The sequence below is a fragment of the Pseudomonas sp. NBRC 111133 genome, assembly GCF_001320605.1.
In the GTDB taxonomy this organism is placed as follows: domain Bacteria; phylum Pseudomonadota; class Gammaproteobacteria; order Pseudomonadales; family Pseudomonadaceae; genus Aquipseudomonas; species Aquipseudomonas monteilii.
The window spans coordinates 18,818-43,593 of sequence record NZ_BCBJ01000119.1 but is presented as its reverse complement, the minus strand read 5'-3'; the positions used below and the strand labels follow the sequence as shown (position 1 = coordinate 43,593).

Annotated in this window: 25 protein-coding genes; 14 read left to right on the top strand and 11 right to left on the bottom strand. The window is 62.4% G+C overall.

Annotation, left to right across the window (positions count from 1 at the left end; genetic code table 11):
* Positions 1 to 119: 119 nt before the first annotated feature.
* The 7 genes from APH36_RS26335 to APH36_RS26305 all read left to right on the top strand — a co-directional run bounded on the left by APH36_RS26335 (position 120) and on the right by APH36_RS26305 (position 5,927).
* Positions 120 to 758: a peroxiredoxin gene (locus APH36_RS26335; protein WP_019096904.1), complete on the top strand. Its 639-nt coding sequence runs from the start codon at positions 120 to 122 to the stop codon at positions 756 to 758.
* A 439-nt stretch (positions 759 to 1,197) separates the two neighbouring features.
* Positions 1,198 to 1,791 (top strand): NADPH-dependent FMN reductase, encoded by a 594-nt coding sequence (gene ssuE, locus APH36_RS26330; protein ID WP_060501278.1) that lies wholly within the window; start codon positions 1,198 to 1,200, stop codon positions 1,789 to 1,791.
* 84 nt (positions 1,792 to 1,875) lie between these two features.
* Positions 1,876 to 2,841: a sulfonate ABC transporter substrate-binding protein gene (locus APH36_RS26325; RefSeq protein ID WP_060501275.1), complete on the top strand. Its 966-nt coding sequence runs from the start codon at positions 1,876 to 1,878 to the stop codon at positions 2,839 to 2,841.
* 60 nt (positions 2,842 to 2,901) lie between these two features.
* On the top strand, positions 2,902 to 4,050 hold the full coding sequence (gene ssuD, locus APH36_RS26320) for an FMNH2-dependent alkanesulfonate monooxygenase (protein WP_060501273.1): 1,149 nt from the start codon (positions 2,902 to 2,904) through the stop codon (positions 4,048 to 4,050).
* A 10-nt stretch (positions 4,051 to 4,060) separates the two neighbouring features.
* Positions 4,061 to 4,858 (top strand): aliphatic sulfonate ABC transporter permease SsuC, encoded by a 798-nt coding sequence (ssuC, locus tag APH36_RS26315; RefSeq protein ID WP_060501271.1) that lies wholly within the window; start codon positions 4,061 to 4,063, stop codon positions 4,856 to 4,858.
* Positions 4,855 to 5,667 (top strand): aliphatic sulfonates ABC transporter ATP-binding protein, encoded by an 813-nt coding sequence (ssuB, locus tag APH36_RS26310; protein ID WP_019096900.1) that lies wholly within the window; start codon positions 4,855 to 4,857, stop codon positions 5,665 to 5,667. Before ssuC ends, ssuB begins: the two co-directional genes overlap by 4 nt.
* A gap of 44 nt (positions 5,668 to 5,711) precedes the next feature.
* Positions 5,712 to 5,927 carry a molybdopterin-binding protein gene (locus tag APH36_RS26305; protein WP_008095172.1) on the top strand — a complete coding sequence of 72 codons (216 nt, stop codon included), beginning with the start codon at positions 5,712 to 5,714 and terminating at the stop codon, positions 5,925 to 5,927.
* A gap of 43 nt (positions 5,928 to 5,970) precedes the next feature.
* Here APH36_RS26305 and APH36_RS26300 read toward each other — a convergent pair whose 3' ends face one another.
* The 4 genes from APH36_RS26300 to APH36_RS26285 form a co-directional block, all read right to left on the bottom strand.
* Entirely contained in the window at positions 5,971 to 6,603 is a 633-nt protein-coding gene (locus APH36_RS26300; RefSeq protein WP_060501269.1) for a TetR/AcrR family transcriptional regulator, read from the bottom strand.
* Positions 6,603 to 8,180, bottom strand: a complete 1,578-nt coding sequence (gshA, locus tag APH36_RS26295; RefSeq protein ID WP_156867783.1) for a glutamate--cysteine ligase — start codon at positions 8,178 to 8,180, stop codon at positions 6,603 to 6,605. Before gshA ends, APH36_RS26300 begins: the two co-directional genes overlap by 1 nt.
* 153 nt (positions 8,181 to 8,333) lie before the next feature.
* Entirely contained in the window at positions 8,334 to 8,717 is a 384-nt protein-coding gene (locus APH36_RS26290; protein ID WP_060501265.1) for a PaaI family thioesterase, read from the bottom strand.
* A complete protein-coding gene (locus APH36_RS26285; protein WP_060501263.1) occupies positions 8,717 to 11,041 on the bottom strand; it encodes a Tex family protein in 2,325 nt (774 codons plus the stop codon). The genes APH36_RS26290 and APH36_RS26285 overlap by 1 nt, the downstream gene beginning before the upstream one ends.
* Positions 11,042 to 11,258: 217 nt before the next feature.
* Between APH36_RS26285 and ompR the strand changes: the two genes are divergently transcribed.
* A complete protein-coding gene (gene ompR / locus APH36_RS26280) occupies positions 11,259 to 11,999 on the top strand; it encodes a two-component system response regulator OmpR (protein ID WP_016484407.1) in 741 nt (246 codons plus the stop codon).
* A 13-nt stretch (positions 12,000 to 12,012) separates the two neighbouring features.
* Positions 12,013 to 13,326, top strand: a complete 1,314-nt coding sequence (locus APH36_RS26275; RefSeq protein WP_060501261.1) for an ATP-binding protein — start codon at positions 12,013 to 12,015, stop codon at positions 13,324 to 13,326.
* Positions 13,327 to 13,356: 30 nt separating this feature from the next.
* Here the strand turns inward: APH36_RS26275 and rimK are convergent, their stop codons facing one another.
* Both rimK and APH36_RS26265 read right to left on the bottom strand, forming a co-directional pair.
* Entirely contained in the window at positions 13,357 to 14,262 is a 906-nt protein-coding gene (rimK, locus tag APH36_RS26270) for a 30S ribosomal protein S6--L-glutamate ligase (protein WP_060501259.1), read from the bottom strand.
* Positions 14,259 to 14,675: an ATP-dependent zinc protease gene (locus APH36_RS26265; RefSeq protein ID WP_232905545.1), complete on the bottom strand. Its 417-nt coding sequence runs from the start codon at positions 14,673 to 14,675 to the stop codon at positions 14,259 to 14,261. The genes rimK and APH36_RS26265 overlap by 4 nt, the downstream gene beginning before the upstream one ends.
* A gap of 174 nt (positions 14,676 to 14,849) precedes the next feature.
* Here APH36_RS26265 and APH36_RS26260 point away from each other — a divergent pair, with 174 nt between their 5' ends.
* The gene (locus APH36_RS26260) at positions 14,850 to 15,251 is read left to right on the top strand and encodes an RNA-binding S4 domain-containing protein (protein WP_060501258.1); all 402 of its coding nucleotides are present in this window, start codon (positions 14,850 to 14,852) and stop codon (positions 15,249 to 15,251) included.
* Between the two features lie 27 nt (positions 15,252 to 15,278).
* Here the strand turns inward: APH36_RS26260 and APH36_RS26255 are convergent, their stop codons facing one another.
* Positions 15,279 to 16,073 carry a phosphatase PAP2 family protein gene (locus APH36_RS26255; RefSeq protein WP_019096895.1) on the bottom strand — a complete coding sequence of 265 codons (795 nt, stop codon included), beginning with the start codon at positions 16,071 to 16,073 and terminating at the stop codon, positions 15,279 to 15,281.
* A 120-nt stretch (positions 16,074 to 16,193) separates the two neighbouring features.
* Here APH36_RS26255 and hslO point away from each other — a divergent pair, with 120 nt between their 5' ends.
* The 3 genes from hslO (at position 16,194) to APH36_RS26240 (ending at position 19,487) form a co-directional block, all read left to right on the top strand.
* Positions 16,194 to 17,093 (top strand): Hsp33 family molecular chaperone HslO, encoded by a 900-nt coding sequence (hslO, locus tag APH36_RS26250; protein WP_060501256.1) that lies wholly within the window; start codon positions 16,194 to 16,196, stop codon positions 17,091 to 17,093.
* A 179-nt stretch (positions 17,094 to 17,272) separates the two neighbouring features.
* Entirely contained in the window at positions 17,273 to 18,814 is a 1,542-nt protein-coding gene (locus APH36_RS26245; RefSeq protein WP_060501253.1) for a phosphoenolpyruvate carboxykinase, read from the top strand.
* 232 nt (positions 18,815 to 19,046) lie between these two features.
* Positions 19,047 to 19,487 carry a thioesterase family protein gene (locus APH36_RS26240; RefSeq protein WP_060501251.1) on the top strand — a complete coding sequence of 147 codons (441 nt, stop codon included), beginning with the start codon at positions 19,047 to 19,049 and terminating at the stop codon, positions 19,485 to 19,487.
* Between the two features lie 55 nt (positions 19,488 to 19,542).
* Here APH36_RS26240 and APH36_RS26235 read toward each other — a convergent pair whose 3' ends face one another.
* The 3 genes from APH36_RS26235 to fdhD form a co-directional block, all read right to left on the bottom strand.
* Positions 19,543 to 20,022: a glycine zipper domain-containing protein gene (locus tag APH36_RS26235; protein WP_060501250.1), complete on the bottom strand. Its 480-nt coding sequence runs from the start codon at positions 20,020 to 20,022 to the stop codon at positions 19,543 to 19,545.
* Between the two features lie 196 nt (positions 20,023 to 20,218).
* Positions 20,219 to 22,564 (bottom strand): FdhF/YdeP family oxidoreductase, encoded by a 2,346-nt coding sequence (locus tag APH36_RS26230; RefSeq protein WP_060501248.1) that lies wholly within the window; start codon positions 22,562 to 22,564, stop codon positions 20,219 to 20,221.
* A 5-nt stretch (positions 22,565 to 22,569) separates the two neighbouring features.
* Positions 22,570 to 23,400, bottom strand: coding sequence for a formate dehydrogenase accessory sulfurtransferase FdhD (fdhD, locus tag APH36_RS26225; protein ID WP_060501246.1), 831 nt, complete (start codon positions 23,398 to 23,400; stop codon positions 22,570 to 22,572).
* Positions 23,401 to 23,577: 177 nt separating this feature from the next.
* Between fdhD and lysM the strand changes: the two genes are divergently transcribed.
* Positions 23,578 to 24,018, top strand: coding sequence for a peptidoglycan-binding protein LysM (lysM, locus tag APH36_RS26220; RefSeq protein WP_060501244.1), 441 nt, complete (start codon positions 23,578 to 23,580; stop codon positions 24,016 to 24,018).
* A 50-nt stretch (positions 24,019 to 24,068) separates the two neighbouring features.
* On the opposite strand, the gene yrfG is transcribed toward lysM, so the two are convergent.
* Positions 24,069 to 24,731, bottom strand: a complete 663-nt coding sequence (gene yrfG, locus APH36_RS26215; protein WP_060501242.1) for a GMP/IMP nucleotidase — start codon at positions 24,729 to 24,731, stop codon at positions 24,069 to 24,071.
* Between the last annotated feature and the right edge of the window lie 45 nt (positions 24,732 to 24,776).

The following is a 24,776-nucleotide window of genomic DNA, read 5'->3' as shown; positions in this document are numbered from 1 at the left end:
CCTACGAATTCGTATGCATTATGGTTATAAATAAATCGTTATTTATTCTTTTTGTTTTTAACCGAATGCAGGCACATTGAACCCATACGGTACAGAACCCAGCCAAGGAGCCGCAGCCCATGAGCCTCAAACTCGGCGATATCGCCCCCGATTTCGAACAGGATTCCAGCGAAGGCAAAATCCGCTTCCACGAGTGGCTGGGCAACAGCTGGGGGGTATTGTTCTCCCACCCGGCCGACTTCACCCCGGTGTGCACCACCGAGCTGGGCCTGACCGCCAAGCTGAAAGATGATTTCGCCAAGCGTGGGGTCAAGGCCATCGCCTTGTCGGTAGACCCGGTCGACTCGCACCACCGCTGGATCGATGACATCAACGAAACCCAGAACACCGTGGTCAATTTCCCGATCATCGCCGACGCCGACCGCAAGGTGTCCGACCTGTACGACCTGATCCACCCGAACGCCAGTGACACCCTCACCGTGCGTTCGCTGTTCGTGATCGACCCGAACAAGAAGGTGCGCCTGACCATTACCTATCCGGCCAGTACCGGGCGCAATTTCAATGAAATTCTGCGGGTGATCGACTCGCTGCAACTGACCGACAACCACAAGGTCGCCACACCAGGTAACTGGCAGGACGGTGACGAGGTGGTGATCGTGCCTTCGCTCAAGGACGAGGAAGAGATCAAGCAGCGCTTCCCGAAAGGATACCGGGCGGTCAAACCCTACCTGCGTCTGACCCCGCAGCCTAATCGTTAAAGGATTCCTCGTTGCATTGCTCTTAGCCAAGCAGGGATTTTCGGGCCGTTTCGACGGCCCTTTTTTATGCCTATAGATTTTTGGTGCCTGTGAGATCGAGCGCCGCCCGCGCGGCGCATTGCGAGCTGTGCTCGCTCCTACGTTTGTTTTGGGCCAGTAACGCCTGTGACAGGCGCGCGCGACCGCCTAGTTCATACGACGCGATATCGAGACATACACCAAAGCGTTCGCGCTCAAATTCCACAGGAATAATTGGCCCGAAACAAACGTAGGAGCGAGCGCAGCTCGCGATGCGCCGCGCGGGCGGCGCTCGATGTACGCCCTCCTACAACCGTCAAGTCTTGTATCTAAAAAGAATAAACAAATGAAAAAATATGATTTCTAGATATATGTAGCAGCTGTTAATGTCTCCCTCAACAGAACACAAGGAAGCGCTGCAATGCTGGTCGTCTCAATCGGTGGTAGCCCAAGTCCTCGTTCACGCTCCGGCGTGCTGCTTGAGCGTTCGCGCCAGTGGCTGCAGGGCCGTGGCGTTGAAGTGGTGACGTTCCAGGTACGTGACTTCCCCGCCGAAGACCTGCTGTATGCCCGTTTCGACAGCCCGCATGTGCAGCACTTCCAACAGCTGGTAGCCCAGGCCGATGGCCTGATCGTTTCCACTCCGGTGTACAAGGCGTCGTTTGCCGGTGCACTGAAAACACTGCTCGACCTGCTGCCCGAACGCGCCCTGGCGCACAAGATCGTATTGCCAATCGCCACCGGTGGCAGCATCGCCCACATGCTGGCGGTGGATTACGCATTGAAACCCGTGCTGTCGGCACTCAAGGCACAAGAGACCCTGCAAGGGATCTTCGCCGACGACAGTCAGGTGTCTTACGCAGACGGCACGAAGCCCGCGCAGTTGGTACCGGCACTGGAAGAACGCCTGCTGGACTCGCTGGAAACCTTCCACGTTGCCCTGGCCCGTCGGCCACGCCCCGTGGCCCCCGGCGTACTGAATGAACGCCTGATCAGCGCTCGCTGGAGCATCTGACCGGCCCAACCCGCTTCACCACCTTACTCGCCCGACAACGAGGCAAGCAGGTGCAACCCGAACCCAAACGTACAGGAGAGCGCCATGCGCACAGTCTTCTTGCGTCGCGGTCTGGTCGCCCTGTTTGCGGCGGCTGTGTCCTTCGGCGCCATTACCCAAGCCCAGGCCGAAAGCCTGCGTATCGGTTACCAGAAATACGGCACCCTGGTGCTGCTCAAGGCCAAGGGCACGCTGGAAAAGCGCCTGGCAGAGCAGGGCGTGCAGGTGCAGTGGACCGAGTTCCCCGGTGGACCGCAGCTGCTTGAAGGGCTGAATGTCGGCTCCATCGATTTTGGCGTAACCGGCGAGACCCCGCCTGTATTCGCCCAGGCTGCCGGTGCCGACCTGCTGTATGTGGCTTACGAGCCGCCAGCACCCCACAGCGAGGCGATCCTGGTGCCGAAAGGCTCAGCTATCCAGTCGGTGAAAGACCTCAAGGGCAAGAAAGTCGTCCTCAACAAAGGCTCGAACGTTCACTACCTGTTGGTGCGCGCGCTGGAAGATGCCGGCCTGAAGTACAGCGACATCCAGCCCGTCTACCTGCCACCCGCCGATGCCCGCGCCGCCTTCGAGCGGGGCAGTGTGGATGCCTGGGTCATCTGGGACCCGTACCAGGCCGCCGCCGAGCAACAGTTGCAGGCCCGCACCCTGCGTGATGGCAAGGGCCTGGTCGACAACCACCAGTTCTACCTGGCCACCCGCAACTACGCCACCCGGCACCCGGCGGTGATCAACACCGTGATCGAGGAAGTGCGCGCCGTGGGCGAGTGGTCCCAGGCCAACCCGCAAGAAGTGACCGACCAGGTCGCACCGCTGCTCGGCCTGCCCGCCGACATCACCCTGACCTCGGTCAAACGCCAAGGCTACGGTGCAGCGCCGCTCACCCCCGAGGTCGTGGCCGCACAACAGAAAATCGCCGACACCTTCCAGGCGCTCAAGCTGATACCCAAGCCACTGAGCATCAAGGACGTGATCTGGACACCCCCGGCCAAGGTCGCTAGCGCGCCTTGATTGATTCGCCTGTGCCGGGGCGTCGCCCTGGCTTGAGCCACCCTTGAGGAGACAACTCCAATGAGCCTTAACATTTTCTGGTTCCTCCCAACCCACGGTGACGGCAAGTACCTGGGCACTTCCGACGGCGCCCGTGCGGTCGACCACGGTTACCTGCAGCAGATCGCCCAAGCCGCTGACCGTCTGGGTTTTGGCGGGGTGCTGATCCCCACCGGGCGCTCCTGCGAGGACTCCTGGCTGGTGGCCGCGTCGCTGATCCCTGTGACCCAGCGACTGAAATTCCTGGTGGCCCTGCGCCCAGGCATCATTTCGCCAACCGTGGCAGCACGCCAGGCGGCAACGCTGGATCGCCTGTCCAATGGCCGTGCCCTGTTCAACCTGGTAACCGGTGGCGACCCGGACGAACTGGCCGGTGATGGCCTGCACCTGAGCCATGAAGAGCGCTACGAAGCCTCGGTCGAATTCACCCGTATCTGGCGCAAGGTGCTTGAAGGCGAAAACGTCGATTACGACGGCAAACACATTCAGGTGAAGGGCGCCAAGCTGCTCTACCCACCGATTCAGCAACCACGTCCTCCGCTGTATTTCGGCGGCTCGTCCGAGGCAGCACAGGACCTGGCCGCCGAGCAGGTCGAGCTGTACCTGACCTGGGGTGAGCCACCGGCAGCTGTTGCCGAAAAAATTGCCCAGGTGCGCGAAAAAGCGGCCGCTCAAGGCCGAGAAGTACGCTTCGGTATCCGCCTGCATGTGATCGTGCGGGAAACCAACGAAGAGGCCTGGGCCGCTGCCGACAAGCTGATTTCGCATCTGGACGATGACACCATCGCCCGTGCCCAGGCCTCGCTGGCGCGCTTTGACTCGGTGGGCCAGCAGCGCATGGCTGCCTTGCATGGCGGCAACCGCGACAACCTGGAAGTCAGCCCCAACCTGTGGGCGGGTGTTGGCCTGGTGCGTGGCGGCGCCGGTACCGCACTGGTGGGCGATGGCCCGACTGTGGCAGCACGGGTGAAGGAATACGCCGATCTGGGTATCGATACCTTCATCTTCTCGGGTTACCCACACCTGGAAGAGTCGTACCGGGTTGCTGAGCTGCTGTTCCCGCACCTCGATGTACAACGCCCGGAGCAACCGAAAACCGGCGGCTACGTAAGCCCGTTCGGCGAGATGGTAGCCAACGACATCCTGCCCAAGTCCGTGTCGCAGAGCTGAGGGCCGGGCCATGAGTCGTGCAACTTCCTCCAACCTGGCCCAGCGCCTGGCGCCGTGGGCGCTGCCGGTGCTGCTGTTGGCAGCTTGGCAGTTAGCGGTCAGCGCTGGCTGGCTGTCGACGCGCATTCTGCCGGCACCCAGCGCTGTGGTCAGCGCGGGTGTCGAGCTGGTGCGCAGCGGCGAAATCTGGACCCACCTGGCCATCAGCGGTTGGCGTGCCGGCCTGGGCTTCGTCATCGGCGGCAGCATCGGCCTGGTGCTGGGGTTCATCACCGGCTTGTCGAACTGGGGCGAACGCCTGCTCGACAGCTCGGTGCAGATGATCCGCAACGTGCCGCACCTGGCACTGATCCCGCTGGTGATCCTGTGGTTCGGTATCGACGAGTCGGCAAAGATTTTCCTGGTCGCGTTGGGCACGTTGTTCCCGATTTACCTGAACACCTACCACGGCATTCGTAATGTCGACCCGGCATTGGTGGAAATGGCGCGCAGCTATGGCTTGTCCGGCTTCAGCCTGTTCCGCCAGGTGATCCTGCCCGGGGCGCTGCCATCGATTCTGGTGGGTGTGCGCTTTGCGCTGGGCTTCATGTGGCTGACCTTGATCGTGGCGGAAACCATCTCGGCCAACGCCGGCATCGGTTACCTGGCAATGAATGCCCGTGAGTTCCTGCAGACCGACGTGGTGGTACTGGCCATCGTCCTGTACGCCGTGCTTGGCAAGCTCGCCGACCTCGCCGCTCGCGGCCTGGAACGTGTGTGGCTGCGCTGGCACCCGGCCTATCAAGTAGCCAGGAAGGAGGGTGCATGACCGTGCTCAAGGAACAGCCACCTCGCCTGTTGCGTGGCATCCCGCTGGCCTCCAATGGCCTGCGCAAGACCTTTGGCCAGCGCGAAGTGCTGAAAGGTATCGACCTGCACATTCCGGCCGGCCAGTTCGTTGCCATCGTTGGCCGCAGCGGCTGCGGCAAGAGCACCTTGCTGCGCCTGCTGGCCGGGCTCGATCAACCCACCGCCGGCCAACTGCTGGCCGGTGCTGCGCCGCTGGAAGAGGCCCGTGAGGAAACCCGCCTGATGTTCCAGGACGCACGCCTGCTGCCTTGGAAGAAGGTGATCGACAACGTTGGCCTGGGCCTGTCTGGTGACTGGCGCCCACGTGCGCTGGAAGCGCTGGAGGCGGTGGGCCTGGCTGATCGCGCCAATGAATGGCCGGCAGCCCTCTCGGGTGGCCAGAAGCAGCGCGTGGCCTTGGCCCGCGCCTTGATTCACCAGCCACGCCTGCTGCTGCTGGATGAGCCGCTGGGTGCGCTGGATGCATTGACCCGTATCGAGATGCAGCAATTGATCGAGCGCCTGTGGCGTCAGCATGGCTTCACCGTGCTGTTGGTCACCCACGATGTCAGCGAAGCCGTTGCCGTCGCTGACCGGGTGATTTTAATCGAGGACGGCGAGGTCGGGCTCGACCTTACTGTCGACCTGGCACGGCCCCGGGCGCGTGGTTCGCACCGCCTGGCCGCGCTGGAAAGCGAAGTGCTCAACCGTGTTCTGTCGGCCCCGGGCACTGCGCCCGAGCCGGACCCTGTAGCCCCTCTGCCCACGCAGTTGCGTTGGGCGCACTGACTCACTCACTTACCAGACTGAAGCCATACAGAAGGAATCAAATCATGACTATCAAAGCCATCAACGTCCGCAACCAGTTCAAAGGCACCGTGAAAGAAATCCTCGAAGGCCCGGTACTGTCGGAAATCGACGTACAGACCGCCTCGGGTATCGTGACTTCGGTCATCACCACCCGTTCTGTAAAGGAGCTGGAGTTGCAGGTTGGCAGCGAAGTGATTGCCTTCGTGAAGTCGACTGAAGTGTCTATCGCCAAGCTGTGATGCTGCTGCTCGATATCGGGGCTGCTTCGCAGCCCTAACAATTTCAGCCTGAACGCTTGGCCAGAAACGGCGGCAGGTACAACCCCAGATACGCCTCGAACACCCGCTTGCCTTCTTCGGCCATGCGCGGGGTGATCGCTTCGTGCAACTGCACCGATCGCGCATACACCCGGTCGCTCAGTTCCATGGCCAACGCAAACACATCCACATCTAGTGGCATCACCGGCAGGTGAAAATGCTGGTCGAACAACTTGTGCATCAAGTCGCCCAGTTCCATGTCGTGCTGCCGATCGGCCTGCACCACTTCGCTCAGCCCATGCTGGGCCAGGATCAGCTGCCGCGCCGCCGCATCTTCGTTATAGATACAAAGCATGCGTTCTTCGATGAGCCGTGAGAGTTCGTGCCAAGTGCTGAACGCGCTGCTGTCGATCGGTGCACTCAGTGCTTCGCGAAAGGCCCGGTGTACGTCGGCAGTCAGTGCTTCCAGCAACGCTGGCACACTGGCGAAGAAGTGATACACCGACGACGGCGGAATCTGTGCCCGTTCGGCCACGCTGTAGATGGACAGTGCCGCCACCCCTTGCTCTGCCAGCAACTCGCGTGCAGCCGTCAGGATCGCTTCGATCCTGGCCTGGCTGCTGGCGCGCGGCTTGCGCGGGGTGGCGGTACGGGTCATCAGTTGCTGATCGCCAGGATGCTGGCCTGGTAGGCACCGACGAACAGGTCGAAGTCACCGACTTCTTCCTGTTCCAGCTCCGATTGCTTGGCGAGCGATTCACGGGCCAGTGTTTCGAACGCCTGTTGCTGCTCGTTGTTCAGGGGCTGTTCGCGGAACGTTTCGGCGTGGATCCGGCTTTGGCGCAGGGAGAACTGGACGAAGGTTTCGTCGTGTTCGGTCATGCGTGCCAGCACCTGGGCCGACGGTGTCAGCGAAGCGTCGTCAACCTTGGCTTGCTGGGCATCCAGGGCTTTGGCGTGCTCGTCAACGCCTTGCGCCTGGTCGAGCAGGTCGGCCAGTGGCCGGATACGCCCGATAAGCTCGCTGGCCCAATCTTTCAAGCTGATTGGCTGGCCATCGCGATGCAGCGCCAGGCCCGGGCGACGGCCTTCCTTGACCACGGTCAGGAAGTTGCTGGTGCACTGGCCGCATTCGCCGTTGTCCAGCTGCGGGCTGTCTTCCAGTGCGCAGAACAGCAGGAACGCATCAAGGAAGCGCGCCTCGGTCAGGTCGATGCCCACGGGCAGGAACGGGTTGATGTCCAGGCAACGCACTTCCACGTACTGCACGCCACGCGAGGTCAGGGCCTGGATCGGCCGTTCGCCGGTGTAGGTAACCCGCTTGGGGCGGATGTTCGAGTAGTACTCGTTCTCGATCTGCAGGATGTTGGTGTTCAGCTGCACCCACTCGCCGTCCACGTGGGTACCGACTTCTACGTACGGCGGGTAGGGCGTGCCCACGGCCTTGCGCAGGCTATCGGTGTAGCTGGCCAGGTTGTTGTAGCACGGCGTGAGGCCGGCCTGGGCGTTGCTCTGGTAGCCCAGGTCGCTCATGCGCAGGCTGGTGGCATAGGGCAGGAACAGGGTTTCGGCATCCAGCTCTTCGAGCTGGTGCGGGCGGCCACGCAGGAAGCCTTTGTCCAGGGCCGGCGAAGCGCCGAACAGGTACATCAGCAGCCAGCTGTAGCGGCGGAAGTTGCGGATCAGGGCGATATAGGCCGACGACTGGTAGTCGCGGTTGTCTTCAGTGCTGCCTTCGGCTTCGCGCAGCAGCGGCCACAGGGCCTCGGGCAGCGAGAAGTTGTAATGGATACCGGCGATGCACTGCATGGTGCGGCCGTAGCGCAGGGCCAGGCCCTTGCGGTAGACGTGCTTGAGCTTGCCGATGTTCGAGGTGCCGTACTCGGCAATCGGGATGTCCTCCTCGGCCGGCAGCGTGCACGGCATCGACGGGCTCCACAGGTATTCGTCGCCCAGCTTGCTGTAGACGAAGCGGTGGGTCTGCTCGAGGCTTTCGAGTACCTTGGCCGGGTCGGGCAGGGCTGGCGTGATGAACTCCAGCAGCGACTCGGAATAGTCGGTAGTGATCTGCTCGTTGGTCAGCGCCGACCCCAAAGCTTCCGGGTGCGGGGTCTGGGCCAGGCGACCTTCGTCGGTCACGCGCAGGCATTCGCGCTCAATACCGTGCAGGCACTGCTTGAGCAGGGGGAGATTGGCGCCGAGCAGGCTCAGGCGGCGGTTGAGGAGGTCGCTCAAGATGTATTCCTTCACGCGTCAGTCGCCCCAATATGGGGGTAGAGATAACGGTCTACAAGGGTAGGGAGAAAGGAACTGGCGTTGTCGCCTGGTTTACGCGGTTCCAGCAGTGCCAGCGCACTGCTGAAAATACCGCAGATACAGCTTGGTGAGCTAGAGAACCGCGAAGGTTCCTTGCGCTTTTGCCACCAGCTTGTCGCCCTGGACTACGTCGGCGTCGACCACCAGGGTACGCCGCCCGGCGTGCAGCACATGGGCGGTGCACAGCACTTCGCCATCACTGACGGCGCGCATGTAGTTGATCTTGCACTCGATGGTGACGCTTTGCTGGTCAAAGCCATGGCTGGCCGAGCAGGCCAGGCCCATCGCGATGTCCACCAGGCTGAAGATTGCCCCGCCGTGGAGCTTCTGGCCACGGTTGCGCAAGTGCGGCTCAAGCGCCAGGGCCACCTCTGCAACGCCTGTTTCCAGACGTTGCAGGCGGCAGCCCAGCAGTTGGCTGAAGGCGCTTTCGACGTATTCGCGTGGTACGTCCATCACTTCTTCTTCAACTGCTTGGCGTTGGCGAACAGGGCGGCCATGGCGTTGTTGGCCGGAGCGGCAGTGGCGGTCTCACGCTGGCGCGGCGCCTGCTGCTGACGGTTGCCGCTATTGCCACGGTTGCCGCCGCGGTTGCCTTCGACCTTTTCGCCCGGTGTGTCGCTCATGCGCATGGACAGGCCGACGCGTTTACGCGGGATGTCCACTTCCATGACCTTGACCTTGACCACGTCGCCGGCCTTGACCGCTTCACGCGGGTCCTTGACGAACTTTTCCGACAGCGCCGAGATGTGCACCAGGCCGTCCTGGTGCACGCCGATGTCGACGAAGGCGCCAAAGTTGGTGACGTTGGTGACCACGCCTTCGAGGATCATGCCCGGCTCCAGGTCCTTGAGGTCTTCTACGCCGTCCTGGAAGGTGGCGGTCTTGAACTCGGGGCGTGGGTCGCGGCCCGGTTTGTCCAGCTCCTGCAGGATGTCGGTGACGGTCGGCAGGCCGAAGGTTTCGTCGGTGAACTTTTTTGGGTCCAGGCGCTTGAGGAAGCTGCTGTCGCCGATCAGCGAACGGATGTCGCGGTCGGTGTCGGCGGCAATGCGTTGCACCAGCGGGTAGGCCTCGGGGTGCACTGCGGAGGCGTCCAGCGGGTTGTCGCCGTTCATCACACGCAGGAAGCCAGCGGCTTGTTCGAAGGTTTTCTCACCGAGGCGGCTGACCTTTTTCAGCGCTGCACGCGTGGCGAACGGGCCGTTGGCATCGCGATGGGCGACGATGTTCTGTGCCAGCGTGGCGTTGAGGCCAGAGATACGGGTCAGCAGCGCCACCGAAGCGGTGTTCACGTCCACGCCCACGGCGTTCACGCAGTCCTCGACCACGGCATCCAGGCCACGCGCCAGTTTCAACTGGGACACGTCGTGCTGGTACTGGCCGACACCGATGGATTTCGGGTCGATCTTCACCAGCTCTGCCAGTGGGTCCTGCAGGCGGCGGGCGATCGACACGGCGCCACGGATCGACACATCCAGGTCAGGGAACTCGCGGGCGGCCAGTTCCGATGCCGAGTACACCGAAGCGCCGGCTTCGGAGACCATGATTTTGGTAATTTTCAGCGCTGGGTATTTTTTGACCAGTTCGGCCACCAGCTTGTCGCTTTCGCGGCTGGCGGTGCCGTTGCCGATGGCGACCAGCTCCACCGAGTGCTTGGCGCACAGCGCGGCCATGATGGAAAGGGTGCGGTCCCAGTCGTTTTTCGGCGCGTGCGGGTAGACCGTGGTGTGGTCCAGCAGCTTGCCGGTGGCATCGACCACGGCGATCTTGCAGCCGGTGCGCAGGCCCGGGTCGAAGCCCAGGGTGGCGCGCGGGCCGGCCGGGGCGGCCAACAGCAGGTCGTGCAGGTTGTGGGCGAACACGTTGATCGCCTCGCCTTCGGCGTTGTCGCGCAACTCGCCGAACAGGTCGGTTTCCAGGTGGGTGTACAGCTTGACCTTCCAGGTCCAGCGCACCACTTCACCCAGCCACTTGTCGGCCGGGCGGCTGCGGTTTTCGATGCCGACGTGGTTGCCGATCATCACTTCGCACGGGTGCAGGGTGCCAGGCAGCTCTTCGCCGACTTTCAGCGAGGCACTCAGCACGCCTTCGTTTCTCCCGCGGAAGATCGCCAGGGCGCGGTGCGACGGGGCAGTGCGCAGCAGTTCGTCGTGGGCGAAGTAGTCGCGGAACTTGGCGCCTTCTTCTTCCTTGCCCGCTACCACGCGAGCGCTGAGCACCGACTCCTGCTTGAGGAAGTTGCGCAGTTTTTCGAGCAGCGAGGCGTCTTCGGCGAAACGCTCCATGAGGACGTACTTGGCGCCTTCCAGCGCAGCCTTGACGTCGGCCACGCCTTTTTCGGCGTTGACGAAGCGTGCGGCTTCGCTTTCCGGTGCCAGGGTCGGGTCGTTGAACAGGCTGTCGGCCAGCTCGCCCAGGCCGGCTTCCAGGGCGATCTGGCCCTTGGTGCGGCGTTTTTGCTTGTACGGCAGGTACAGGTCTTCGAGGCGGGTCTTGGTGTCGGCCAGCTTGATCTCGCGGGCCAGCTCCGGGGTGAGCTTGCCTTGTTCCTCGATGCTGGACAGGATGCTGGCGCGGCGCTCGTCGAGTTCGCGCAGGTAACGCAGGCGCTCTTCCAGATGGCGCAGTTGGGTGTCGTCCAGGCTACCGGTCACTTCCTTGCGATAACGGGCGATGAAAGGCACGGTCGAGCCTTCGTCCAACAGGCCCACGGCCGCCTCGACCTGCTGGGGGCGTACGCCCAGTTCCTCGGCGATACGGCTGTTGATGCTGTCCATGTAAACCACCTGACATTTGTGAATACGGGGGTCGCCTGTGGGCTTTTCGCCCGGTGGCGCTGGATGAAAGCCGCGCATTATACCCATCGCAAACGGCTTGCGGTGATGGCGCCCGGCCAGCCGGAACTGGCGCCCGGGGAAAAATCTGCTAACAATGCTCACGCAACGTGCAGCAATGGCTACGCCATAATGCGCGGCGATATCAGAGGAGTTATTCATGACCGGCACCGCAAACACCGCTGAAGGTGACAAGATTCTCATCGTCGACGACGACCCGGGGCTTAGCAGCCTGCTGGAACGTTTCTTCACCAGCAAGGGCTACCGTGCCCGCGCGGTGCCCAACACCGAACAGATGGACCGCCTGCTGCAACGCGAGGTGTTCAACCTGGTGGTGCTCGACCTGATGCTGCCAGGCGAAGATGGCCTGTCCGCGTGCAAGCGCCTGCGCCAGCAGAACAACCAGATCCCGATCATCATGCTCACCGCAAAAGGCGATGAGTTGAGCCGTATCAAAGGCCTGGAACTGGGCGCCGACGACTACCTGGGCAAGCCGTTCAACCCGGACGAGCTGATGGCCCGCGTCAAGGCCGTGCTGCGCCGCCAGGCACCCGCTGTACCGGGGGCACCGGGTAGCGAAGACGAATCGGTCACTTTCGGTGATTACGAGCTGTCGCTGGCTACCCGCGAACTCAAGCGTGGCGATGAAGTGCACATGCTCACCACCGGTGAGTTCGCCGTGCTCAAGGCCTTGGTGATGCACGCCCGCGAACCGCTGACCCGCGACAAGCTGATGAACCTGGCCCGTGGCCGCGAGTGGGATGCACTGGAGCGCTCCATCGACGTGCAGATCTCGCGTCTGCGCCGCATGATCGAGCCGGACCCGTCCAAGCCGCGTTACATCCAGACCGTCTGGGGCGTGGGCTACGTGTTCGTGCCAGACGGAAACGCCGGTAAATGATGCCTGGCCGTCGATGAAAACACCGCTCTGGTTTCCGCAAAGCTTCTTCGCCCGCACCCTGTGGCTGGTGTTGATCGTGGTCCTGTTCAGCAAGGCCTTGACCCTGGTCTACCTGCTGATGAACGAGGACGTGCTGGTCGACCGTCAGTACAGCCACGGTGTGGCGCTGACCTTGCGTGCCTATTGGGCTGCCGATGAAGAAAACCGCGACAAGATTGCCGAGGCGGCTGGCCTTATCCGCGTGACCGGCTCGGGTGTGCCCGAGGGCGAACAGCACTGGCCCTACAGCGAGATCTACCAGCGGCAGATGCAGGCCGAACTGGGTGAGGACACCGAGGTGCGGCTGCGCATTCATGCGCCACCGGCGTTGTGGGTCAATGCGCCCAGCCTGGGCCCCGGGTGGCTGAAGGTGCCGCTGTACCCACACCCGCTGCGCGGGCAGAAGATCTGGAACGTGTTGGGCTGGTTCCTGGCCATTGGCCTTTTGTCCACCGCCTCGGCCTGGATCTTCGTTCGCCAGCTGAACCAGCCGCTCAAGCGCCTGGTGTTCGCCGCTCGTCAGCTGGGCCAGGGGCGCAGCGTGCGCCTGCCGATCAGCGACACGCCCAGCGAAATGACCGAGGTGTACAAGGCCTTCAACCAGATGGCCGAGGACGTCGAGCAGGCCGGGCGCGAGCGTGAGCTGATGCTGGCCGGGGTGTCCCATGACCTGCGCACACCGCTGACCCGTTTGCGCCTGTCGCTGTCACTGCTGAACAGCGACAGCGATTTGAGTGACGACATGGTCCGCGATATCGAAGACATGGACGCGATCCTCGATCAGTTCCTGGCCTTTATCCGCGATGGCCGTGACGAGCCGGTAGAAGAGGTCGACCTGGCGGACCTGGTGCGCGAAGTGGTGGCGCCGTACAACCAGCCGGAAGAACGTGTGCGACTTTGCCTGGAGCCTATTCCGCCATTTCCGCTGCGCCGGGTTTCGCTCAAGCGCATGCTGGGCAACCTGATCGGCAACGCCCTGCACCACGCTGGCAAAGGGGTCGAGGTGGCGGCTTATGTGTCGGGTGACGAGAGTGCGCCGTATGTGGTGCTGAGCGTGCTGGACCGTGGTACAGGGATCGACGAATCGGAGCTGGAAACCATCTTCAACCCGTTCATTCGTGGTGACCGGGCGCGGGGTGGCAAGGGCACCGGGCTGGGGCTGGCGATCGTCAAAAGGATCGCGGCGCAGCATGGCGGGAATGTAGAGCTGCGCAACCGGTCCGGTGGTGGGATCGAAGCGCGGGTGCGGTTGCCGCTAGGGTTGTTGTTACCGCGCAATGCTGTGTAATTGCTGGGGCTGCAGCGCAGCCCCACAAACTCAGCCCTTACCCTTGGTCCGGGTCTGATTAGGCCCGCCGTTCTTCTCCAGATGCTCGATGATCATCCCGGCCACGTCCTTGCCGGTGGTCACCTCAATCCCTTCCAGCCCCGGCGACGAGTTCACCTCCATCACCAGCGGCCCATGGTTGGAACGCAGGATATCCACACCCGCCACGCTCAGCCCCATGACCTTGGCTGCACGAATCGCGGTAATCCGCTCCTCAGGCGTTATCTTGATCAGGCTGGCGACGCCCCCCCGGTGCAGGTTGGAGCGGAACTCACCCGGCTTGGCCTGGCGCTTCATCGAGGCAATCACTTTGTCGCCCACCACGAAGCAGCGAATGTCGGCGCCACCGGCCTCCTTGATGTACTCCTGAACCATGATGTTCTGCTTTAGGCCCATGAACGCCTCGATCACCGACTCGGCCGCCTGGGTGGTTTCACACAGCACCACACCAATGCCTTGGGTACCCTCCAGCACTTTGATTACCAGCGGGGCACCATTGACCATCTGGATCAGGTCGGGGATATCGTCTGGCGAATGAGCGAAACCGGTGATCGGCAGGCCAATGCCGCGTCGTGACAACAGCTGCAACGAGCGCAGTTTGTCGCGCGAGCGGGCAATGGCCACCGACTCGTTGAGCGGATACACCCCCATCATCTCGAACTGGCGCAGGACTGCGCAGCCGTAGAAGGTGACCGAGGCGCCGATACGCGGGATGACCGCGTCGAAACCTTCCAGCGGCTTGCCGCGGTAGTGGATCTGCGGCTTGTGGCTGGCAATGTTCATGTAGGCCCGCAGGGTATCGATCACCACCATTTCGTGACCGCGCTGGGTACCGGCTTCGACCAGGCGGCGGGTGGAATACAGACGCGGATTGCGCGACAGCACAGCGATCTTCATGCAGCACCTGTGGCAGGAGAAAGAGTGGCCGGAAAGGCCGGTTTGTCTTGTACGTATTTCAGGCCAGGGTTGACCACCAACTGGCCGTGAATCAGGGCCTTGGAACCCAGCAACAGGCGGTAGCGCATGCTCTTGCGGCAGGCCAGAGTGAACTCCACTTCCCAGACACCATCGCCCAGGGCCAGTGACGTGCGGATGACATAACGGGTCTGGGCCTGGCCGTTGGAGCTCTTGATGGTTTTCATGGTCACCAGCGGTGCTTCGCAACGGCGGTGGCGCAGTTGTACCACCGAGCCCAGGTGCGCAGTGAAGCGAACCCAGGGCTTGCCGTCGCGCTCGAAGGGCTCCACCTCGGTGGCGTGCAGGCTGGAGGTGCTGGCGCCGGTGTCGATCTTGGCGCGCAACCCAGCCACGCCGAGGTCAGGCAGGGCGACCCACTCGCGCAGGCCGATCACAGTCAAATGGTCAAATGTCTTCACGAAGCGCACCCAGCGAATGAGGTGTGAACTGTAAGCATGGCGGGGATTTTTTGCATCCGCTGGTTACGGTAGTACAGTTCGATGAAACACAGTGTTCGAGGTAACGGGATGGCACAAAAAGCCGAAGACGACGACAAGGTTCGCCTGGACAAGTGGCTGTGGGCGGCGCGTTTCTACAAGACGCGGGCGCTGGCCAAGGCGGCGATCGAGAGTGGCAAGGTGCATTGCCGGGGCGAGCGTTGCAAGCCGGGCAAGGAGCCGCGTGTGGGGGACGAATTTGTGCTGCGCACCGGGTTTGACGAGCGCACCGTGGTGGTGAAGGCGTTGTCGGTGGTGCGGCGTGGGGCGCCGGAGGCGCAGACGTTATACGAGGAAACCGAAGAAAGTGTGCGCCGGCGCGAGCAGGCGGCCGAGTTGCGCAAGGCGGGGGCCATGGGCGTGACCACCGATGGCCGACCGACCAAGAAGCAGCGCCGGCAGATTCACCAGCTGCATGGGAGCTTTGATTGAATGGGGCCGCTATGCGGCCCCAACGATTTAGCGGATAACCGCCAATCGCCTGACCAACGGTAGCTTGGCCGCGATGTTGAACAACGGCGCGGTCCAGCGCATCAACGCTGCGCTACCCTTGGCCGCCAGCGGCGTGTAATAGCTCCAGCCCAGCGCCAGCACCGCCATCAGCAACCCGCCGATGTAGTCATCCTGCCCCCAGTGAGCGCCGGCCACCAGGCGCGGCAACATGAACAGCACCGCCAGCCCCCAGATCACCAGGTACTGCACCAGCCGGCGGCTGAACACGCTCATGAACAGCGCCCAGATCAGCAACACCGAGGCGTGATCCCCCGGGAAACTCTTGCTGGAGCGGTCTTTCAGCTCCCAGGCCGCCTCCAGGTTCGGGTAGTAGTCACTGAGGTGGACGACGTCGTCAAACATCATCGACGGGCTCTTGTGTTGCCACCCGGCTGCATCCACCCACTTGGAAAACAGCGCGCGAATCACCACTAAGAGGAGTAGCGTGACCAGAAAGCCGAAAAAGGCCTGACGAACTTGAGCGGCCTTGAACACCCAGTCGCCCCGGATAAGCACCGCCAGAAGGATCAGGCCGACAACGATGTCGAACGGGCGCAGGCTGCCGACGGTCCAGATGTAGCGCCAGGTGGTGCTGTCGGCCAGCGGCGCATTCAGGCTGTGGAACAGCCACTCGTCGAAAGTCAGGCACAAGATCTGGCCAATGGGCCATAACCAGAAACACAGTAGAGCGATGGGTAGCAGCGTGCAGGCTGCCAATGGCCCCAAGGACCACCTTGCTTGGAACAGTGGTCGATTGTCCATAAAATACCTCTATTGCAAACAGGAATCGGAGCGCCTTCTGAGCGCTCTGTCACGGGTTCTCGCAGGTTCTTCGATAACCCTTGTAACCATTTTGTCATCATTTTTAGATAGCCAAAACCTATGAGCGATTTGCCTGATACCGATTTCACCCAACGTTTCATCTTCGACGAGCGCGATGTGCGCGGCGAGTGGGTGTCTCTCGACGACAGCTACGCTGCGGTGCTGGCGCGTCATGAGTACCCTCAACCGGTCAAGGCGCTGCTCGGCGAACTGATGGCCGCCACTGCCTTGCTGGTGGGGGCATTGAAGTTCGATGGCTTGCTGATTCTGCAGGCGCGTTCCGCAGGGCCGATTCCGCTGCTGATGGTGGAATGCTCCGGTGACCGCGACATCCGCGGCATGGCCCGTTACGAGGCAGACCAGATTCCGGCAGACGCCACCCTGTCGCAGTTGATGCCCGACGGCCACCTGACCCTGACCATCGATCCGGTCAAGGGTCAGCGCTACCAGGGCACCGTGGACCTCGATGGTGCCAACCTGTCGGAGTGCTTCACCAACTACTTCGTTCAGTCGCAACAGCTCAATACCCGCTTCTGGCTCAATGCCGAAGCCGGCAAGGCTCGTGGCCTGCTGCTGCAGCAACTGCCGCGTGATCGTCAGCCGGACGACGAAGAGCGTGAAGAAAGCTGGCAGCACGTGGTGGCTCTGGCCAAGACCCTCAAACCTGAAGAGTGGGTTGAAGACAACGAAACCCTGCTGCACCGCCTGTACCACGAAGACGCCGTGCGCCTGTTCGATATCCAGCCACTGCGGTTCAATTGCAGCTGCTCGCGCGAGCGCTCCGGTAATGCGCTGGTCAGTCTGGGTGAGCACGACGCCAAGGCGTTGGTGGAAGAATGCGGCGGGACGGTGGAGATCGATTGCCAGTTCTGCAACGAGCGCTATTTCTTCGATGCCAGCGATGTGGCGCAACTGTTTGCCGGTGGCGGCACGGACGTAGCCTCAGAAACTCGTCACTGAAACGTTTAATTGCAGGGAAATCTCCTGTCGAATTGCGCAAAAGCGCGGTTACGACAGGAGGGGCCTACTTTTTTTGGGCGTTTCTGGCATAATCCGGCCACTTTTTTCGCTGTAGTAGTTTTTTCAAGACAACTACAAAACGTTTGGAGCACTCGGCCTCGGGCCGGATGGGGTATCTCATGACGCAAGCCAACAACACCGTGTACACCGACCTGAGCGTCGATGAGCTGGTAAAAGAAGCGCTGCAACGCGGTGAAGGCGTACTAGCCGATACTGGTGCACTGGTCGTGGAGACTGGTCACCGTACTGGCCGTTCGCCGGCTGACCGTTTCATCGTCGAAGAACCTTCCACCCAGGACGCCATTTCCTGGGGCCCGATCAACCGCAAGTTCCCGGCCGACAAGTTCGATGCCCTGTGGGACCGCGTCGAGGCGTTCAACAACGCCCAGGATCACTTCGTTTCCTACGTTCACGTAGGGGCGGCCGCCGAGCACTACCTACCGGTGAAGATGACCACCCAGACTGCCTGGCAGAACCTGTTCGGTCGTTGCCTGTTCATCAACCCGGAGCAGTACAACCCGGCTGGCCGTGGCGAGTGGCAGGTCCTCAACGTCGCCAACTTCGTGTGCGAGCCTGAGCGTGACGGCACCAACTCCGATGGTTGCGTGATCATCAACTTTGCCCAGAAGAAAGTGCTGATCGCAGGCATGCGCTACGCCGGCGAAATGAAAAAAGCCATGTTCTCGGTGCAGAACTTCCTGCTGCCGGCTGCCGACGTACTGCCAATGCACTGCGCCGCCAACATCGGCGAAGCAGGCGATGTGACCCTGTTCTTCGGCCTGTCCGGCACCGGCAAGACCACCCTGTCGGCCGACGAAAGCCGTTACCTGATCGGTGACGACGAGCACGGCTGGGGCGAAGGCGTTGTCTTCAACATGGAAGGCGGCTGCTACGCCAAGTGCATCGACCTGTCCGAGAAGAACGAGCCGGTCATCTGGAAAGCCATCAAGCACGGTGCGGTGCTGGAAAACGTCGTGCTCGACGCCAACAAGCACGCCGACTACACCGATGTCAGCCTGACCCAGAACAGCCGTGCGGCCTACCCGCTGGAGCACGTTGCCAAGCGTTCCGAAGCGAACCTGGGCGGCGAGCCTAACGCAGTCATCTTCCTGACCTGCGACCTGACCGGTGTTCTGCCACCCGTTTCGATCCTGAACAACGAGCAGGCGGCCTACCACTTCCTGTCCGGCTACACCGCGCTGGTCGGTTCGACCGAAATGGGCTCGGGCGGCGGCATCAAGTCGACCTTCTCCACCTGCTTCGGCGCACCGTTCTTCCCGCGCCCGGCTGGCGAGTATGCTGAGCTGCTGATCAAGCGTATCAACGGCTTCAACTCCAAGGTCTACCTGGTCAACACCGGCTGGACCGGCGGTGGCTACGGCGTTGGCAAGCGCTTCAGCATCCCGACTACCCGTGCCGTGATCGCTGCGATCCAGAGCGGCGCGCTGGTCGGTGCTGAAACCGAGCACCTGGACATCATCAACCTGGACGTGCCGAAGGCCGTTCCGGGCGTTGAAACCGAGCTGCTCAACCCGCGCACCAACTGGGCTGACAAAGCGGCCTACGACGAGGCCGCCAAAGGCCTGGCCAAGCTGTTCATCGAAAACTTCAAGAAGTTCGAAGTTTCTGACGCCATCAAGGCTGCTGGTCCACAGCTGTAAGCTGAAACCAGCCGCAACAAGAAGGCCGCCCCTTGGGGTGGCCTTTTTGTTTTCTACTGCCTGCGCGGGCCTCTTCGCGGGTAAACCCGCTCCCACAGGTACAGCGCATATCTTGAATGCAGTGGTAATCCTGTGGGAGCAGGTTTACCCGCGAAGAGGCCCGCACAGGCAGCCAAAGTGCGGAAATTCTGTTTCACTGTCAGCATCCATTGCGAAGACAAGAGCCAGACAGATGACCGAATCCCCTCAGCGCACTGCCTTCTCTCACTTCCACCCCATCCTTACCCGCCCTCAGGACAACGACCTGAACGGCCATATCGCTGGCGCCACCGTGCACGGTTTCTTCGAGACGGCCATTCAAGCGTTTCTTGTAGAGCAGGCCGAGCTGGACCTGCGTGACGGTGAACTGGCGGCCTTCGTGGTCAGTTCGGCGGCGGACTTCTACGCGCTGCCGGGCTTCCCGGATGTGCTGGAGGTGGGCTTGGGTGTAACGCGCCTGGCGGGCAGTACGGTGGAGTACCGTCTGGCGCTGTTCCGCCCGGGCGAACCAGAGGCGTGCGCGGCAGGCACGGTGGTGCAGGTGTTCATCGAACGGGCCAGTGGCCGGCCTGTGACGCTGCCAGAGGCGCTGCAGGTGATCCTGTCCGGCCTGGTGCTGGAACCACAGGCATAAAAAAGCCCCGCTGGCAGGGACGGGGCTTTTGTTGCCGGGGCGAGGCCCTCAGGCATTAGTCGCGCCAGTGGCGCTTGTGCTTGCGGTGGCCGTAGTGGTGGCCACGGTCGTAGTGACGACGGTCGTCATAGTCGCGACGGTAGCGGCGGTTCTCGTGGCGCTCGTCTTCGTCGGCCTTGTTGCCCATGTAGTTACCCAGTGCGCCACCGGCACCACCGCCGGCTGCCGCGCCAATGTAGCTACCGGTGGTGCCGCCCACCGAGCGACCGACCACGTTACCGCCTGCGGCGCCCAGTGCGCCGCCGATAGCGGCCTCACCGCGCTGGCGCTTGTCGGCGCCCAAGGCACCGCCGGCTGCGCCGCCAAGACCGGCACCAATGGCGCCACCGGTGCTACCACCGATGGAGTTGCCCACCACTGAGCCCAGTACCCCACCCAATGCGCCGCCAATGCCGGCCTCGGTGGTGCCGCCTGCCATGGCCACGCCGCTGAGCAAGCTAAAAGACAACAACAGAATCGAGGAGTACTTCTTCATCAAGAGAGCCTCATAAGGATGACGAGGCGAATTTGAGGCTAAGCGGCGTGGCTGGCAAACGAAATCCGACGAGTAACACGAGTTGTACACAATTCTCTAAGTTACTGTATTTGCTGTGAAACTTTATCGATTTATGGCTGTCTGAGACCTTTATGACAAAGCCCTGAACCGTTACGGAACAGGGCTTTTTTCGTTTTTACAGGATACGCCTGTCGTCCTGCGCCCGCTCCAGTTTGATGGCGATGAACTTCGAGGTTGGCGTATGGCTGCCATCGCCAATGCTCTCCAGCGGCACCAGCGGGTTCACCTCGGGGTAGTACGCCGCCGCCTGCCCGGCCGGGATGTCGAAGGCCAGCAGCGTGAAGCCCTGCACCCGGCGCACATGCTCATCCCCCCACAACGAGACGATGTCCACTTTCTGCCCCGGCTGGAAGCCCAGGCGGATGATGTCGGCTTCGTTGGCGAACAGCACCTCGCGCTGGCCGCGCACACCACGATAGCGGTCGTCCAGGCCGTAGATGGTGGTGTTGTACTGATCGTGCGAACGCATCGACTGCATGAACAGATCTGGCAGTTGGCCGCTGGCGCGCACGCGTTCGTCGAGCAACGTATCTGGCAACAGGTTGGCCTTGAAGTTGGCGCGGCCGGTACCGGTCTTCCATTCGCGGCTGGCGGCGCTGTTACCCAGGTAGAAGCCGCCGGGGTGTTGCAGGCGCTGGTTGAAATGACTGAAGCCCGCGATGGTATCGCCGATCAGGTCGCGAATACGGTCGTAGTCGGCCACCAGCCAGTGCCAGTCCACCGGTTGCTTGCCCAGGGTGGCGGCGGCAATGCCGGCTACCACTGCCGGTTCCGAGCGCATGTGCGTCGACAGGGGTTTCAGTTGGCCGTTGGAGGCATGGACCATGCTGAACGAGTCTTCCACCGTTACCGCCTGCGGCCCGTCGGCTTGCAGGTCGATGTCGGTGCGACCCAGGCACGGCAGGATCAGCGCCTGCTTGCCATGCACCAGGTGGCTGCGGTTGAGCTTGGTGCTGATGTGCACGGTCAGTTCGCAGTTGCGCAGCGCCTGGGCGGTACGTTCGGTATCCGGCGTGGCCTGGGCGAAGTTGCCGCCCAGGCCGATGAAGACCTTGGATCGGCCCTCCAGCATGGCGTGGATCGCTTCGACGGTGTTGTGGCCGTTGTGCCGCGGTACGGGGAAGCCGAAGCGTTTTTCGATGGCATCCAGCAGCGCGACCGGTGGGCGTTCGTTGATGCCCATGGTGCGGTCACCCTGCACGTTGCTGTGCCCGCGTACTGGACACAAGCCTGCGCCTGGTACGCCAATGTTGCCGCGCAGCATCTGCAGGTTGACGATTTCCTGGATGGTCGGCACCGAGTGGCGGTGCTGGGTGATGCCCATCGCCCAGCACATGATCACCCGTTTGCCACGGCAGTACATGCGCGCGGCCAGTTCGATATCCGCCAGTGTCAGGCCGGATTGTGCCTGGATGTGTTCCCAGGGTGTGGCATCCACCACTGCCAGGTACTCGTCGACGCCGTGGCCATGTTCGGCGATAAAGGCATGGTCGAACACGGCCGGCTCGCCTTTGGCCTGGGCCTCGCGTTCCCACTGCAGGACGAACTTGGCCATGCCACGCAGCATCGCCATGTCGCCGCCCAGCGCCGGGCGGAAGAAAGCGGTGTTGGTCGGCCGGTCGCTGTTGGTGAGCATCTCCAGCGGGTTTTGCGGGTGCTGGAAGCGCTCCAGGCCACGTTCCTTGAGCGGGTTGATGCACACCACCTGGGCGCCACGTTTCACCGCATCGCGCAGCGGGTCGAGCATGCGTGGGTGGTTGGTGCCCGGGTTCTGGCCCCAGACGAAAATCGCATCGGCATGCTCGAAGTCGTCAAAGGTGACGGTGCCCTTGCCGACCCCGATGCTCTGCCCCAGGGCAACGCCACTGGCTTCGTGGCACATGTTCGAGCAGTCGGGGAAGTTGTTGGTGCCGTAAGCACGGACGAAAAGCTGGTACAGGTAGGCCGCTTCGTTGCTGGCGCGCCCCGAGGTATAGAACTCGGCCTGGTCAGGGTTGGCCAGTTTGTTCAGCTCGCGGGCGATCAGGGCGAAGGCAGCATCCCAGCTGATGGGTTGGTAGCGATCGCTGGGGGCGTCGTAGACCATTGGCTCGGTCAACCGGCCTTGGTACTCCAGCCAGTAGTCGCTCTGCTGCAGCAGCGAGGTGACGCTGTAACGGGCAAAGAAGGCGGCATCCACGCGGCGCTTGGTCGCCTCCCAGTTCACCGCCTTGGCGCCGTTCTCGCAGAACTTGACCATGCCGCTTTCCGGCGAGTCGCCCCAGGCGCAGCCCGGGCAGTCGAAGCCGCCGTTCTGGTTGGTCTTGAGCAGGGCGCGAATGTTCTTCAGCGCGTTGTCGCTGCCGACCCAGGCCTTGGCCACGCTGCGCAATGCGCCCCAGCCACCGGCGGGGCCGGGGTAGGGCTTGTAGCGAGGGGGGGAGGCTGGGGCGTTTTCCGGAAGGTGCTGGTACGAGGTCACGGCTGTTACGACTCCGCCGCTGGGCTGTAGACCCGCGGTGCGCTGTGCTTGGGCAAATGGATGAGGTTGAGGTTGTGCTTGCGCGCCCATTGCAGGGCAAGGCCGGTGGGCGCCGACAGGCTGACCAGGGTCTGGATGCCTGCACGCAGCACCTTCTGGATCAGCTCCAGGCTGCAGCGGCTGGTGACGATGGCCAGGCCGCCCTGGCTGTCGATGCCTTGGCGCAGCAGTGCGCCGATCAGCTTGTCGAGGGCGTTGTGCCGGCCGATGTCCTCGCGGCCGAGCAGCAATTCGCCATGACGGTCCATGAACAGCGCAGCATGTACGGCGCCGCAATGCTGGCCCAGCGGCTGGAAGGCATCGATGCGCTCGCGCAGGCGGACCAGCCACTGGGCCGGGGGCAAGGGTGCACCGGGCAGTACGGCCAGGTCCGGCAGGGCCTGCTCCAGTGCTTCGACCCCGCAGAGGCCACAACCACTGGTGCCGGCCAGTTGGCGGCGCTGGTTTTTCAGGTTCCAGAAGGCGCGGCTGGATATTTCCAAGTCGGCGTACATGGCCGAGCCGCTGCCGGAGAGCTTGAGGTCGTAGATTTCGGCCGTGCCTTCGACAATGCCGCTACCTAAACTGAAGCCTACGGCGAAGTCTTCCAGGTCGGTGGGGCTGACCAGCATCACTGCCTGGTTGAGGCCGTTGTAGACGATGGCCAGGGCTACTTCTTCGGCCAGCGGCGTGCTGTCACGTTTAGCGTCGTTGAGCTGAACGTAATCATAGGTGTTGCTGGCGGCGGGCATGGACAAGGGCGATGAGGCCGTGCAGACCGGAGGTTTGCTGTTCATCGGAGGCGTTGAATACCGGCGGCTTTCTGATAGCACAAGCCTAGGCTTGCGGGCCGGCGGCGTCTAATCGCTAGGGTCTATGCCGTGATAGACCGCGTCGATTGGTCGCACAGGGGCGGGAGTGGAAAAGCTGGCCTAGACTCGTGTGTCCGAGGTTTCGTCAACAAGGAGAACGCAATGAGCCTGTTCAGTTTCGTGAAGGAAGCCGGCGAGAAGTTGATCGACCTGCTGACCCCCGGTAACGCCAATGCCGAAGAGCAGTTGAAGAAACACGTGGAAAGTGTCGGCCTGGGTAACCCGAACATCAGTGCCACGGTAGAGGGTGACAAGATTATCCTCAAGGGTGAGGTGGCCAGCCAGGAGGAGAAGGAGAAGATCATTCTCGCCGCCGGCAACATCAATGGCGTGGCCAGCGTGGATGACCAGATCACCGTGACCGGGCCGGTGGTTGCGGCGGCCAGGTTTGTTACGGTGAAGAAGGGCGACACGCTGTCGGCCATTTCTGTGGTGGTGTACGGTAATGCCAACCAGTACAACAAGATCTTCGAGGCCAACAAGCCGATGCTGTCGCACCCGGACAAGATCTATCCGGGGCAGGTGCTGCGTATTCCTGACTGATCTTCACAGCCTGTGAGGGCCTCTTCGCGGGCTTGCCCGCGAAGAGGCCCTCACAGGCCGACCAACAATTCCCGGTAATCCTCGACCGCGGCAAACTCCTCGGTATCCCGCGGCTCTGCCTTGCTGTCCGGCTGGCGAACCGCCAACAAATGCCCCACACCAAACCGCCGCGCACTGCGCAAAATCGCCAACGTGTCATCGATAAACAGGCTGCGCCCCGGCTCAAAGCCGATATCCGCCTGTAAGGCATCCCAGAACTGCGGGCTTTCCTTGGGGTAGCCATAATCGTGTGAGCTGATCAGCCGCTCGAAATACGGCGCCAGCTCCACCCGCTCCAGCTTCAGCGACAGCGAGTCGCGGTGCGCATTGGTAATCATCACCACCCGCTTGCCGGCTTGGCGAATCGCCGCCAGGAAAGTATCGGCATCCGGCCGCAGGGCAATCAGGTCGGCGATTTCCTGCTTCAGCTCGCGAATCGGCAGGCGCAACTCGCGGCTCCAGAAGTCCAGGCAATACCAGTTCAGCGTGCCGGCATTGCGTTCGAACAGCGGCTGCAGCTCCATTTCCGCCATGGTCCGGCTTACCCCGTGCAGCTCGGCATAGCGTTGGGGCAGATGCTCCAGCCAGAAGCGGTTGTCGTAGTGCAGGTCGAGCAGGGTGCCGTCCATGTCCAGCAGGACGGTATCGATGGCAGACCAGGGAAGAACAGGCATGGGAAACTCTCGTTCAGTCGGCAAGCCACGGTATAGTAACCCGTT